General features: G+C 71.1%; 13 protein-coding genes. 4 read left to right on the top strand and 9 right to left on the bottom strand.

The window, feature by feature from the left end; translation table 11 throughout:
• Positions 1-142 precede the first annotated feature (142 nt).
• Complete coding sequence (locus AB0F17_RS19460) at positions 143-349, bottom strand: hypothetical protein (protein ID WP_358024565.1); 207 nt, start codon at positions 347-349, stop codon at positions 143-145.
• A gap of 133 nt (positions 350-482) precedes the next feature.
• Here AB0F17_RS19460 and AB0F17_RS19455 point away from each other — a divergent pair, with 133 nt between their 5' ends.
• From AB0F17_RS19455 to AB0F17_RS19445, 3 genes are all read left to right on the top strand, one after another.
• On the top strand, positions 483-764 hold the full coding sequence (locus AB0F17_RS19455) for a DUF3040 domain-containing protein (RefSeq protein ID WP_358024561.1): 282 nt from the start codon (positions 483-485) through the stop codon (positions 762-764).
• Positions 765-929: 165 nt separating this feature from the next.
• On the top strand, positions 930-1,805 hold the full coding sequence (locus AB0F17_RS19450) for an alpha/beta hydrolase (RefSeq protein ID WP_358024557.1): 876 nt from the start codon (positions 930-932) through the stop codon (positions 1,803-1,805).
• A 127-nt stretch (positions 1,806-1,932) separates the two neighbouring features.
• Positions 1,933-2,721 (top strand): PadR family transcriptional regulator, encoded by a 789-nt coding sequence (locus AB0F17_RS19445; protein ID WP_358024554.1) that lies wholly within the window; start codon positions 1,933-1,935, stop codon positions 2,719-2,721.
• 69 nt (positions 2,722-2,790) lie between these two features.
• Here the strand turns inward: AB0F17_RS19445 and AB0F17_RS19440 are convergent, their stop codons facing one another.
• The 8 genes from AB0F17_RS19440 to AB0F17_RS19405 all read right to left on the bottom strand — a co-directional run bounded on the left by AB0F17_RS19440 (position 2,791) and on the right by AB0F17_RS19405 (position 11,434).
• Positions 2,791-4,368: a penicillin-binding transpeptidase domain-containing protein gene (locus AB0F17_RS19440; RefSeq protein ID WP_358024551.1), complete on the bottom strand. Its 1,578-nt coding sequence runs from the start codon at positions 4,366-4,368 to the stop codon at positions 2,791-2,793.
• A 73-nt stretch (positions 4,369-4,441) separates the two neighbouring features.
• Positions 4,442-5,101 carry a lysophospholipid acyltransferase family protein gene (locus tag AB0F17_RS19435; RefSeq protein WP_358024547.1) on the bottom strand — a complete coding sequence of 220 codons (660 nt, stop codon included), beginning with the start codon at positions 5,099-5,101 and terminating at the stop codon, positions 4,442-4,444.
• A 249-nt stretch (positions 5,102-5,350) separates the two neighbouring features.
• Complete coding sequence (locus tag AB0F17_RS19430; RefSeq protein WP_358024544.1) at positions 5,351-5,947, bottom strand: CoA pyrophosphatase; 597 nt, start codon at positions 5,945-5,947, stop codon at positions 5,351-5,353.
• 36 nt (positions 5,948-5,983) lie between these two features.
• Entirely contained in the window at positions 5,984-6,727 is a 744-nt protein-coding gene (locus AB0F17_RS19425) for a siderophore-interacting protein (RefSeq protein ID WP_358024541.1), read from the bottom strand.
• Between the two features lie 29 nt (positions 6,728-6,756).
• A complete protein-coding gene (locus tag AB0F17_RS19420) occupies positions 6,757-7,278 on the bottom strand; it encodes a PadR family transcriptional regulator (RefSeq protein ID WP_358024538.1) in 522 nt (173 codons plus the stop codon).
• Positions 7,279-7,317: 39 nt separating this feature from the next.
• A complete protein-coding gene (locus tag AB0F17_RS19415) occupies positions 7,318-9,132 on the bottom strand; it encodes a polysaccharide lyase family 8 super-sandwich domain-containing protein (RefSeq protein ID WP_358024535.1) in 1,815 nt (604 codons plus the stop codon).
• Positions 9,133-9,238: 106 nt separating this feature from the next.
• The gene (locus AB0F17_RS19410; protein ID WP_358024532.1) at positions 9,239-10,210 is read right to left on the bottom strand and encodes a tyrosine-type recombinase/integrase; all 972 of its coding nucleotides are present in this window, start codon (positions 10,208-10,210) and stop codon (positions 9,239-9,241) included.
• A gap of 9 nt (positions 10,211-10,219) precedes the next feature.
• Positions 10,220-11,434, bottom strand: a complete 1,215-nt coding sequence (locus AB0F17_RS19405; protein ID WP_358024529.1) for a cysteine desulfurase-like protein — start codon at positions 11,432-11,434, stop codon at positions 10,220-10,222.
• A gap of 9 nt (positions 11,435-11,443) precedes the next feature.
• On the opposite strand from AB0F17_RS19405, the gene AB0F17_RS19400 reads away from it, so the two are divergent.
• Positions 11,444-12,496, top strand: a complete 1,053-nt coding sequence (locus AB0F17_RS19400; protein WP_358024526.1) for a winged helix DNA-binding domain-containing protein — start codon at positions 11,444-11,446, stop codon at positions 12,494-12,496.
• Positions 12,497-12,506: the final 10 nt, after the last annotated feature.

Genomic DNA, 12,506 nt, shown 5'->3' with positions numbered 1-12,506 from the left:
TGGATGTGTGGTCGAAGCCTCGAGAACTCTCGTGCCAATGGGGTGCTGGGAGACTCGGAGGCAACGCATCACATGCTCCTGCTGGTAGACGTCAGAGACGGCCAATAGTGTCCCCGGCGTAGGCCGCGCTGCCAGCGATTATTCAGCGGGGCTCACTCGTCCGGAAGCCCGGACGGCCTGGGGAGGCCGTCGGCACCCGGTTGATGATCGAACGGGCGTTGATCTCGTAGAAGGTCATCCCCTTGAACTCGGGCGTGTCGAACGTGCGGGTGACCGCGCCGCGGGCGAACAACGGCGCGGCCGGATCGTCCCGGCCGGAGTCGGCCAGACGCAGGTTGTCCCAGCGCATCCCATGATTAGAACAAAGGTTCGATGGTGATCGCAAATGGAAAGAGGTGGCAATTACCTGCTTGGGCGGGGGCTAATGATCTTCATGGTTGGGCAGAAACCCGGCACAGAGCTTGCGTTCCGGAGGTGCACCCATGGCCTGGTCGCAGGACGAGGAGCGGATGCTGGCGCAGATCGAGCAGCACCTCGTCGATGACGATCCGCGACTTGTGGCGCGGCTGGAGTCATTCAACGAGCGGGCCCGGCGCAGTGACGAGAAGGCCGAGGGAGGGTCCGGCGGAAGGCGTAAGGCACGCCGTTCGACGGTCATCATCCTGATCAGCTGGCTGCTGATCGCCACTCTGGTGGCCACGCTGCTGATCATGGTCCTGCGCCACGAGGCCGCCGCGGCCCTCGCGCTGGCCGCCTCTTTCTGACGCCCCTCCCGGAATTTCCGGCGTTTTGTGATGTCTGGGGTCGGCTGCGGGCATCACGCAGGGCTTGTTGACCAAATCCAGGGCCACCGGCTCTCCGGTCAGGGGCACGAGATCATTTATGTTGCTCATGCCTTAGATCCCTGATCGATATGAAGGGCATTAGCCATGACATTTCCCCTGGTCGCCCGGACCGCGCACCGCCACCTCGAGGTCGACGGCGTCCGGGTCTTCTACCGCGAGTCGCTTCCCGACCGGCCCGACGCGCCCGTGCTGCTGCTCCTGCACGGCTTCCCCTCGGCCTCCCACCAGTTCCGCCGCCTGATCGACGTCCTGGGTGGCCGCTATCGGCTGATCGCCCCCGACTACCCCGGCTTCGGGCACACCGAGGCCCCCGAAGGCTTCGCCTACTCCTTCGACCGGCTGGCCGACATCACCGAGGGCTTCGTCGAGGGGCTCGGCCTGACCCGCTTCACGATGTACGTCTTCGACTACGGCGCGCCGGTCGGCTTCCGGCTCGCGACGCGTCACCCCGAGTGGATCGCCGGGCTGATCGTGCAGAACGGCAACGCCTACGTGGAAGGGCTTTCACCGGTCGCCCGCGACCTCCTCGGGCTGCGGCCGGAGATCGAAGGCGCCGAGGAGCGGATCCGCGAGCTGCTCACCCTGGCCGGCACCCGCGGCCAGTACGAGAGCGGCACCGGCGACCCCGAGCTGGTCTCACCGGACGGCTGGACGCTCGACCAGCACTTCCTCGACCTCCCTGGCCGCAAGGAGGCTCAGGTCGCCCTCACCTTCGACTACCACTCCAACGTCGAACACTACGACGACTGGCAGGCCTGGCTGCGCGCCCACACCCCGCCCACGCTCATCGTCTGGGGCGCCAACGACCCGTTCTTCCCCGAACCCGGCGCCCGCGCCTACCTGCGCGACCTGCCCAACGCCGAACTCCATCTCTTCGACACCGGCCACTTCGCCCTTGAGGAGAACCTCCCGGAGATCGCCCCGCTCATCGCCGCCTTCCTCGACCACGCCACCACCTGACGGCCCGCTCGCACGCGCTCACCACGCCGTCGGCACCGCACTCAGGAGTTCGAAGCCTCGATATTGCCCTGGGAATACTCGTGCCCGTATACTCGTCCACGAATATTCGTCTACAAGGATGGTGTGGGTGGCGCAACGACGCAGAGTGGCCAACCTGTTGGCCCTCTCCGTGCTCACGGTGGTCGCGGAACGGCCGATGCATCCGTACGAGATGGCATCCGTCCTGCGGGCCCGTGGCAAGGATCGGGAGACTCCCATCAAGTGGGGTTCCTTCTACACGGTGGTACGCAATCTGGAGAAACACGGTTTGATCCGGGCCACGCAGAGCACCCGCCAAGGGGCCCGGCCCGAGCGGACCGTCTACCGCATCACCACCGACGGCCGCGAGGAGGCCGAGGACTGGACGCGCGAGCTCCTGGGGACGCCCGAGCGGGAGCACACGGGGTTCGAGGCCGGGTTGTCGGTGATGGCCGGGCTCGACCCCGACGAGGTCACCGCGTTGCTCCGGCGGCGGCTCGCCCTGCTCCGCGACCGGATCGCCGTCCAGCGCGCGAACCTCGAGGTCGAGCGTGGCGAGATACCGCGGTTGTTCCTCATCGAGTCCGAATACGCCCTGGCCATGAGCATGGCGGAGGAGGCGTGGACCGGGGCGCTGCTGGCGGAGCTGACGATCGGCACGTTCCCCGGCCTCGCCCAATGGCAGGGCTACCACCAGCCGAACCAGCTCCCGCCGACCACAGCGGACCCGACGGCAAGAGACCTCGCGGCAAGAGACCTCGCGGCAAGAGACCTCGCGACAAGAGACTTCACAACAGGAGACTTCACAACAGGAGACTTCGCGACAGGAGACTTCGCGCCGGAGAGAGGCCGCCCAGACGGAGGCGCCATGGGGGAGCGGGGCGGCCTGGCGGGCTGACCCCCGGAGAGCCGACCCCAGTGACGGCCCTCTGGTGACGGCCCTCCTGGAAAGCTGAGGAACCGGGCGTCACAGATGGCGCAGGAACGTGGCCGCCACCGGGGCCGCGACCTTGCCCCCGGTGCCGCCTCCCTCCACCACCACGGCGAAGGCCACATCTTCCTTGAACCCCATGAACCAGGCATGAGTCTGCAGCTTGTCCCCGGTGCCGTACTCGGCCGTGCCGGTCTTGCCGTGCGTGCCCGCGGGCAGCCCGGACGCCTTGGCGGTGCCCTTGGTGACGACGGCCGCCATCATGGCGTGCAGGTTGGTCTTGACGCCCTCGGGCAGCGGCTGCTCGCTCGCCTTCTGCTTCAGGTCGGGCACCAGCGTGGGCGGCCGCCAGGTGCCGTCGGCGATGGCCGCGGCGACCGAGGCCATCGACAGCGGGCTGGCGGTGATCCGGGCCTGCCCGAACGCCTCGGCGGCCAGCTCGGCGTCCGACTGCGCCCTGGGGAAGCTGGCCTTGGTGGCCGGCACCCCGATGTTCAGCGGCTGGTTGAACCCGACGTCCTCGGCCGTCTTCAGCAGCTTGTCGGCGCCCAGCCGCTGCTCGGCCAGCGGCGCGAACGTGGTGTTGCACGAGTGGGCGAAGGAGTCGAGGAACGACAGCGACCCGAACTCCTCCTTCTCCGAGTTGCGGATCTTCAGCCCGCCCACGGTCGCGTACATCGGGCAGGACACCTTGTCCTGCGGCGTCATCCCGGCCGCCAGCAGCCCGATCGCGGTGACGGCCTTGAACGTCGAGCCCGGCGGGTAGCGGCCGTCGAGCGCCCGGTTGAAGCCGCCCTGGTTGTTGACCACGGCCAGGATCTCGCCCGTGCTCGGCTTGATCGCGACCATCGAGGTGGGCTTCTTGACGTCCTTGACGGCGGCCACCGCGGCGGCCTGCGCGCGCGGGTCGAGCGTCGTCTTCACGTCCTCGCCCGAGCTGCCCTCGATCGTCTGCAGCGTCTTGTCGCCGACCTTGATCTCGGTCGCCGGGACGCCGGCCAGCTGCTTCTGGAACGTCTCCTGCAGCCCGCCCCTGCCGACGGCCTGGCCGACCTGGTAGGAGGAGCCGAGCTTGGCCACGTCCTTCTTGGTCGCCTTGTCGAGGAAGCCGACGAGCTGCTGCACCGACCCGCCGACGTCGCCGTTGTCGATGCGGCCGCCGTCGGAGTCGGTGATCTCGGCCCGGCCGGGCCAGCGCGTCTTCAGCGCGAACGTGGCGCCGGCGGTCAGCGACGGATGCAGGGTCTTGGGCGTCCAGTCGACCTTCCAGGTGCGCTCGGCCACCTTCAGGTCGATCTGTCCCTGGTAGGTCCACTCGCCGATGTTCTTCAGCGTCAAGGTCGTGGTGTACGGCACCTTGGCCCGGTCGTCGCCGGACTCGGTGACGGCGCCGAGCTTGACCGAGGTGGACTCGACCGCCAGGCCGGTGCGCAGCTGGTCGTACGGCGTCAACTGCTGCGGCGCGGCCAGCACGGCGCTCATGGCCGCCTTGTCACCCGACTGCCAGGCGGCGGCGAAGAGCCGCGCCGCCTCGGCGGGTGTGCCTCGGGTGTGCAGCACGTAGTACGCGCCACCGGCGGCGGCCCCCACCGCCAGCACGGTGACGCAGGACACGATCGCGATGGTGCGGCCACGCGCCACTGGTCAGCCCCCTGGTCATCAACGGATTGCCGAGCTTAGCGACAAATCAGGACATATTGCTGGCAGCTTTGAAGCTCGACGCATAGGTCGGCACGTATTCCTGCCCGGACAGCTCCCGGATCGCGGCCATGATCTCGTCGGTCACCCGGCGGCGGTCGCGGGCCTTGGTGTGGTCGCCCTCGAACCGCATCGGCGCGCCGATCGTGATGCCGATCTTGGCCGGGCGCGGCACCTTGGCGCCGACCGGCAGCACGCGTTCGGTGCCGCTGAGCGCCACCGGCAGCACGGGCGCGCCCGTCCTGAGCGCCAGCCAGGCCACGCCGATCTTGCCGCGGTAGAGGCGGCCGTCGGGGGAGCGGGTGCCCTCGGGGTGGATGCCGAACAGCTCGCCGCGCTCCAGCAGGTCGGCGGCGGCGTCGAGCATCTCCTGCGCGGCGTGCGCGCTGTCGCGGTCGGTGGGCAGACTGCCGCCCAGGCGCATGAACCAGCTGGAGACCGGATTGCCGGAGAAGTACTCCTTCTTGGCGGCGAACGTCACGTGCCGCGGCAGCAGCGCGGGCAGCAGGTAGGAGTCGAGCACCGACAAGTGGTTGGCGGCCAGAATCGCCGGTCCCGTCCTCGGCACGTGCACCGCGCCCGAGATGTGCGGGCGGCACATCGCGTGGGCGATCGGCGCAGCGGCGAACTTGACCACTTCATACAGCAACGGGCTCTCCTGGGTGATCGGCGGTCCGGCCACCCCACCCTAGAGCAGGCGCCCCGGCCGAGACCGGGGCGCCTGAAAAGCCTAAGGCCGATGTGGCGGTCGCCTCCTCGGCGAGATGCACAACACGGCTCCAGCCGAACGGTATTCCGTGAAGGCGGTAATTTGCGGCCCGGGGGACACAGACCACATCGGCCATTCGATGCTAACGGACATCCGGCGGCACGTATTCCACCGACCCAAAAGATTCGGTCAGGTTCTGGTCCAGTGTGGCTGTGCCACGTCGAATACCCGCAGCTCACGGCCCCGCAGGGCCACCTCCGCGAACTGCCACAAAATAGCTCCGGTCGGCGCGTGGACCACGATCGAGGGCCCCAGCGGCATCTGCAGCAGCCCGCCGCGCCAGCGCGGCACCCCCGGCGCCAGGAACCGCTCCAGCGGCACCGCGTGCACCGAGGCCACCTCGTGCGCGTCGGCGACCGGCTGCTGCCCGTCGCCGAAGGCCACCACCGGCGTGATGACGAACCCCGAGTCGGTGACGAAGTCGTCGAGCAGCCCCGCCACCACGACGCCCGTGACGGCCGTCTCCTCGGCCAGCTCCCGCAGCGCCGCCTCGACCGGCTGCTCGCCGTCGTCGAGCCGCCCGCCCGGCAGTGCCCACTGCCCGGGATTGCGCCCGCGCGCGGCCCGCCTGATGAGGACCGTGTACGGCAGGCCGGCGGTGTCCCTGAGTACGCACACCGTCACGGCGGCCCGGCGTACCCCCTCGGCCGGCGGCACCTCCCGGCGGTCGAAGGCGGTCAGACGGGTGGTGACCAGCTCACGGAGCTCGTCGATCGGAGGAAGCACCAGCCCAGGATCTCACGCCCGCAATAAGCGCCTTTATCAGTCGAGTCCCCGCTTGCCGGGCGTCCAGAAGGGCTTCGTCCGGACGTCCCCGCGCTGCCAGCCCCGCTCGCGCACCAGATGCACGCGGACGGCCTGGATCGTCCGGGCCTCCCCCGCCAGGTAGGCAACGCCGGGCTCGTCCGGCAGATCGAGCTTCCTGACGGCCTCCACCAGCAGCTCCGAGCTCGCGGCGGAGGCTCCGTCGCGGCAGACCCGGGTGAGGTCGCGCGGCAGGTCCAGGTGGTCGCCGGGCCCGTCGGCCTCCACGGCCCCGAACACCGCCTCGCTCTCGGGCAGCGCGCGCAGCATCGCGCCGAACGCGACCGACGCCGTCTCCTCCCCGGCGAACAGGTGGTAGGGCGCGGGCCGTACGACGAGACTGCCTTCCGGCTTGGTGAAGGCGATCTCCTGACCGGGCCGGGCGTTCCTGATCCAGGTCGTGCCGGGGCCGTCGCCGCCGTGGTCGAAGCCGATCAGCTCGATGGTGTTCCAGGTCGGGTCGTGGTGCCAGATCGAGTACGTACGCAGGGCGTTGGTGATCTCGCCGCGCAACCACGTACGCGCCGCGAAGATGTCGTTGACCGCGAGCCGGACGTGCTGCCCCGGCGTCCATTTCAGCCCCGCCAGGGCGTCGCCGCCGATTCTGATCTTCCGCATGCGCGGTGTGAGCTGTTCGGCCTCCAAGACCTCCCCGACGACGAACAGCCGGTCGCGCAGCGCGTGGGTGATGGTCGTCTTCACGTCAACAGCACTCCTCGTGAACAAGGCGGTCAGCGGCGGGGGTCCAGCTGCTCGATCCTGCGGCGGGCCTCGATGAAGATCGCCTGGATCTCGTCGACGACCCGGGGGTCGCCGTGCGCGTGGGCGAGTGTCTTGACGGCGGCCTTGACCAGGCGCAGAGCCGGGCCGATGATCTCGGCCGCCTCGGGCTCGCGGAACATCCCCCACTCGCTCCGGCTGGCCGCCCGCGCCCAGAGCCGGTCGATCTCCTCGGCCTGCTCGCCGACCACGCCCAGGCCCGCCTCGGTGATGTGGTGCACCTTGCGGCCCTCGGCCGCCTCGATCCGGAGGAGGCCCTCGTCCTCCAGCAACTGCAGCGTCGGGTAGATGGAGCCCGCGCTGGGCTCGTACGTCCCGTTGAACCGGTCGGCGAGGCGGTTCATCACCTGGTAGCCGTGGCCGGGCTGCTCGGCGAGCAGGGCGAGGATGGCCAGGCGCAGCTCACCCGGCCCGAAGAACCGCCCGGTCGGCCCGAGACCGCCTCCGCCGGGCGCGCGGCGTGCGTTCATCATGGATCGGATGCTATATCGAACGATATAGCGAAGTAAACATCAGCTCCCGGCGGTGAAAACAAGCCCGTGCTCGTCGTGGCGAGCGGTGAGGGTGACACCGCTGCGGTCGCAGCGGACCGCCTGGAGCAGGGGAGTGTTGGACAGCACGGTGACGCCGGGGTCCGCCCGGCGCGCGGCCGTCGCCGCCGCGTCCGCGCCGGGCAGGACCAGGCACGCGTACGTGGCGCCCGCCGGCCGCGGGCCGTGGTCGAAGCCGACGGCGAACACCTTGGCGGTCAGCCTCTCGGTGGACCCGGTCGCGGTGATGTCGGACCAGCTACCGGTGCGGCGCTCCACCCGCGTCCACATCGGCTCCCGATCGGACAGCGGCACGTAACCGATCCGCCCGTGATGCGCATAGGGGCCGGTCGTCACCGGGCCGGTCGCCAGGCGCTGGTCGATCGTCGTCACCACCGGGTAGTCGGCCGCCGGCGCGGTGATCCCGGCGCCGAGCGCGACGAACACGTCGTCGAAGCAGAACCACGCCTTCCACCCGTCCGCGATCCGATCGGTCCCCGCAAGGCGCATCACGGCGATGCCGTGTCGCCCGTCCGTCCAGCCGCCGACGTCCGGTGAGCCGCCGTGCCGGTCGTTGGGACGGGGAAGGAGCGCCGCCGGGCCGGGCGGCTGCTCGGCGGTCACGCCCGGCAGCCGCGCCCAGTCCCACAGCGGGATGACCGCCCGGTAGCCGTCCTCCGGCCCGTCGCCGATCCGGATGGGGGTGACGCCGTCGCCGAGGTGACGGCCGCGCAGGTTCTCGCCGTTCATGCTCTCGGTGGGCGCGGTACGGCTCGACGACATGCGCACCGACACCGACCAGCCGGGTCGCCGATGCACGAGATAGTCGGAACGCGGGTAATAGCGACAGCCGACGGGCCCGGCGGCGGGCCGCCCGGCTTCGGCCTCGGCCAGGTGCCGTTCGAACGCCGCCAGTTCGTCCTGCCGAGGCGCACCGGCCGCGCGCAGGCGGCGGATCGCCGTCCGCAGGTCGGCGGTGGGCCGGTGGGCGTCCGCGCGGGTGATGTTGCGGCCCATGGTGGTGAAGTCGAAGGCTCCTCCGTGCATCGCCCACTGCAGGCCGTCCAGCAGGAAATCGGTGAAGAAACCCACCTCGGCCGTACCGAATGCCCACGGAGTGCCGTGCACCACATAGATCCACAGACCCAGGTCGGCGGCCAGCGCGAAGCCGTAGCCGCCGGAGTAGAGCTGCGCGCCGTGCTGGTGGAAGCTGAAGTCGTCCTGGATCCCCTCGCCGCGGGTCGCCCGCAGGGTCGTCGACATCCGCGCGACCGCCGAGGAGACCAGGCCGGCGTCGTCCACCAGCAGGCCGTGACGGAGCACGACCGCCTGGGTCCAGACGAGGTTCTGGCCGGTCATCTCGACGGGGCCCGCGCGGCCGGCCAGCCAGGCGCCCCAGGCCGCCCGTTCGGCCGGGCCGAGCCGGTCGGCGAGCAGCAGGAGGGCGTCGCCGGCCAGTTGCGGCGCGGCGATCTCGTTGTACCACCAGTTGGCGCTGCGCGGGTCGTGGCGGCGCCAGGCGTCGAGGGCGGTGAGCGCGGTGGGCCGGTGCTGTCCGGAGAGCGCCAGTGTGAGGGTCCTGGACAGGTGGTCCAGCGGCGCCCAGTTCCGGCCGTCGCCCCGGTCGGCGTAGTCGAGGTCCGGCCACGTGCCGTCGGCGCCGGGCTCGTCCGCCAGGGGGCCGGGCCCGGCCAGGCCGGAGGCCGCGCCGATGGCGGTGGTGCCGGAGGCGGAGTCGAGCAGTTCGTGCAGCAGCCGGGCTCTGGCCGTCGCGAGGGTCGTTCCGGGATCTGGCATGTCGCTCCTCAGAGGTCTGGCATGTCCCTTCTCAATCGTGGCGCAGCAGGGCGAAGGCGTGGTCGGCGCGGCGTACGGCCGCCGGCTCGACGTCTTCACCACAGGGTCAGGCGAGCGGCCGGGCGGCGGGTAGGCGGATGCGGTCGACGGCCTCGCGGCGGGTCTTCTCCGGGCGGCGGTCATAGCGGGCCGTGGTGGCCGGAGACGAGTGGCCGACCAGGGCCTGGGCGGTGGCCAGGTCGACGCCCGCGTCCAGCAGCTCGCCGATGAAGGTGCGGCGGAAGTCGTGCGCCGTACGCCGGGACGCCCCCGCCTCACCCAGCCGCCTGGCCAGGATGTCGGCGATGCCCTGCCCGGTCAGCCCGACCGGCCGGCCGTCGCGCAGCCGTAGCCGGCCCATCCTGCTGATCGGGCTGAACAGCGCGCCCGCCGCGCCGCCCCGGACCGCCAGCCACCGCTCGACCAGGCCGATCGCGTCGGTCGTCAGGTAGACCATCCGCTCCTTGTCGCGCTTGCCGCGGACCCGGAGCGAGCGGGCGCCCGGGTCGTAGTCGGACAGCGACAGCCCGCCGATCTCGGCGCGGCGGCAGCCGGTGGAGTAGAGCACCGCGATCAGCGCCGCGTCGCGGATCCCGGCGGGCGAGTCGTCGCAGGCCGACAGGGCCGCTCCGACGACCTCCGGCGGCACGTGGTGGCCGGTGGGCAGGCGGGTCTGGCGTACCGGGGCCAGGTCGGAGGCGCGCGCGTAGTCCTCCGCGCTGCTCTGCCCGAGCCGCCACGCCTCCTTCAGCACCCGGCGCAGCGCGACCAGGTGCTTGTTGACGTAGGCCGCCGACCACCCCTGATCGGTCAGCAGGGTGCGGATGCGCACCGTGTGCTCGTAGCGCAGCAGATGCCACGGCTGTCCGGCGCCGCTGGCCGTCTGGTCGCCGGTGAGCAGCCGGGCCAGCCGGTCGAGGCAGCCGCGCATCGTACGGCGCGACTCGGGGCTGGTCAGCGAGTCGAGGTAGACGTGATAGGGGTCGCGGGCCGGCTCGACGAGCGTGGTCGGCAGGCCCGGCAGGGCGGGCAGGCTCACGCGGCGATCTTAGCCCTGGAGGCGGGCCACTCCCTGCAGCAGCCGGTCGACGTCCGAAGGGTCGTTGTAGTGCACCAGCCCGGCGCGCACCGCGCTGCCGGAGTCGCGGATGCCCAGCGCGCCGGTGAGCTCCCAGGCGTAGCTGTGACCGTTCCACACGTTCACGCCGCGTGCGGCCAGCGCCTCCGCCACCTGGCGAGGGGTACGCCCGGCGACGGTGAAGTAGGCGGTCGCGGTGCGCCGGGCGGGCTTGCCGTACAGGGTGACGTGCGGCATCGACTCCAGGCCCTCCAGCAGCACGGCGAACAGCTCCAGCTCGTACGACTCCGCGGCCGACAACGAGGTCAGCAGCCGCTCCCTGCGGGTGCCCGTGCCCGGGACCATTTTGGCCAGGTGGTTCACGGCGGCGGTCACCCCGGCCAGATCGGCGAAGGCGGACGTGCCCCTCTCGAACCGCTCGGGCACCGTATCGGCGGAGGAGGCCAGCTTGTCCGGTCTGATCGTCTCCAGCAGCGCCGGGTCGGCGACGACCGCGCCGATGTGCGGTCCCGCCCACTTGTAGGCGCTGGTGGCGTAGAAGTCGGCGCCCAGCGCCACCATGTCCACGGGACCGTGCGCGGTGGCGTGCACCCCGTCCACGTAGGTCAGCGCCCCCGCCCCGTGCGCCAGCGCGGCGATCGCGGCCACGTCCGGGCGGGTGCCCAGCACGTTGCTGGCGGCGCTCACCGCCACCAGCCGGGTGCGCTCGCCGATCAGGTTCGCGTACTGCTCCACCGGCAGTTCCCCGGTCGCCGGGTCCACCTCGGCCCAGCGGACCGTCGCCCCGGCCCGCGCCGCCACCTGCGTCCAAGGCCGGACGTTGGCGTCGTGGTCGAGCCGCGACACCACCACCTCGTCGCCGGGACCCCAGTCCTTGGCGAGCGCCCCGGCCAAGCGGTAGGTGAGCGTGGTCATGTTCGGCCCCAGGATCACCCCGTCCGGTCGCCCGCCGACCAGGTCGGCCACGGCCGCGCGGCAGGCCGCCACGATCTCGTCGGAGCGGTGGCTGGCCTCGAAGGCGCCGCCCACGTTGCCGATGCCCGTGCGGTAGGCGACCACGATGGCGTCGATGACCGACTGTGGCGTCTGGGTGCCCGCCGCGCCGTCGAGGTAGGCGTGGCCGTCGTCCAGCGCGGGGTAGGTAGCGCGTACCGATTGAACCGGAAATTTAGTAGCAAAGGGCATGATGTGTTCATGCTCACCCTGAGGGAACTCAACCGGGCAACCCTGGCCCGGCAGCATCTTTTGCGGCGTCACCAGGGCGGCGTGACCAGCGTCGCGCATCGCCTCGCCGGCCTGCAGGCGCAGGAGCCCCGCCCCCCGTACCTGGGAATGTGGACCCGGCTGGACGGGTTCGCCCGCGATGACCTGCACGCGGCGCTGCGCGCGCGCACGCTGGTGCGCGCCACCATGATGCGGGCCACCCTGCACCTGGTGACCGCGGCGGACTTCGCCGCGTTCCGTCCCCTCTTGCACCCCCTGCTCGCCGGCGCGGCGCGCCGCTTCCCCGAGATCGACTTCGACGCCGTCGCGACGGTGGCGGAGCGGCTGCTGGCCGAGGGGCCGCACACGTTCAACGAGCTGCGGCCGCGGCTGGAGAACGAGTTCCCCGGCGCCTACGATCGGGCGCTCGGCTACGCGGTGCGCATGCTCGTCCCGCTGATCATGGTGCCGACCGAGGACCCGTGGAGCTTCCCGCGCGAGTCCGCCTTCGCCCTGCCGGGCATCGAGCTCGCCGCCGAGCCGGACCTCGGGACGCTCGTCGAGCGGTACCTGGCCGCGTTCGGGCCGGCCAGTGCCGCCGACATGCAGACGTGGTCGGGGCTGACCGGGCTCAAGAGCGTCCTGAACGGCATGCGCGACCGGCTGGAGGTGATGGTGGACGAGCACGGCAAGGAACTGTTCGACCTGCCCGAGGCCCCCAGGCCGGAGGGTGACATGCCGGCGCCGGTCAGGTTCCTGCCCGACTTCGACAACCTGATGCTCGGCCACGCCGACCGCACCCGCGTGCTGCCCGAGGAGTACCGCGGCCAGGTCGTCACCAAGAACCTGCGCGTCCGCGCCACCTACCTGGTCGACGGCTTCGTGGCCGGGACCTGGCAGATCAAGCGCGCGGGCAGGAAGGCCAAGCTGCTCATCACGCCTTTCACGCCGGTCTCGCCCGAGGTGCTGGAGGAGGAGGGGATGGCCCTGCTGGCCTTCGCCGAGCCCGACGCGGAGGCGCGCTCACTTGAAGTAATGAGCTGATTCTGGTTGG

It is taken from the genome of Nonomuraea sp. NPDC026600, assembly GCF_040638335.1.
Lineage (GTDB): Bacteria > Actinomycetota > Actinomycetes > Streptosporangiales > Streptosporangiaceae > Nonomuraea.
This window is presented reverse-complemented; position numbering and strand designations above follow the sequence as displayed.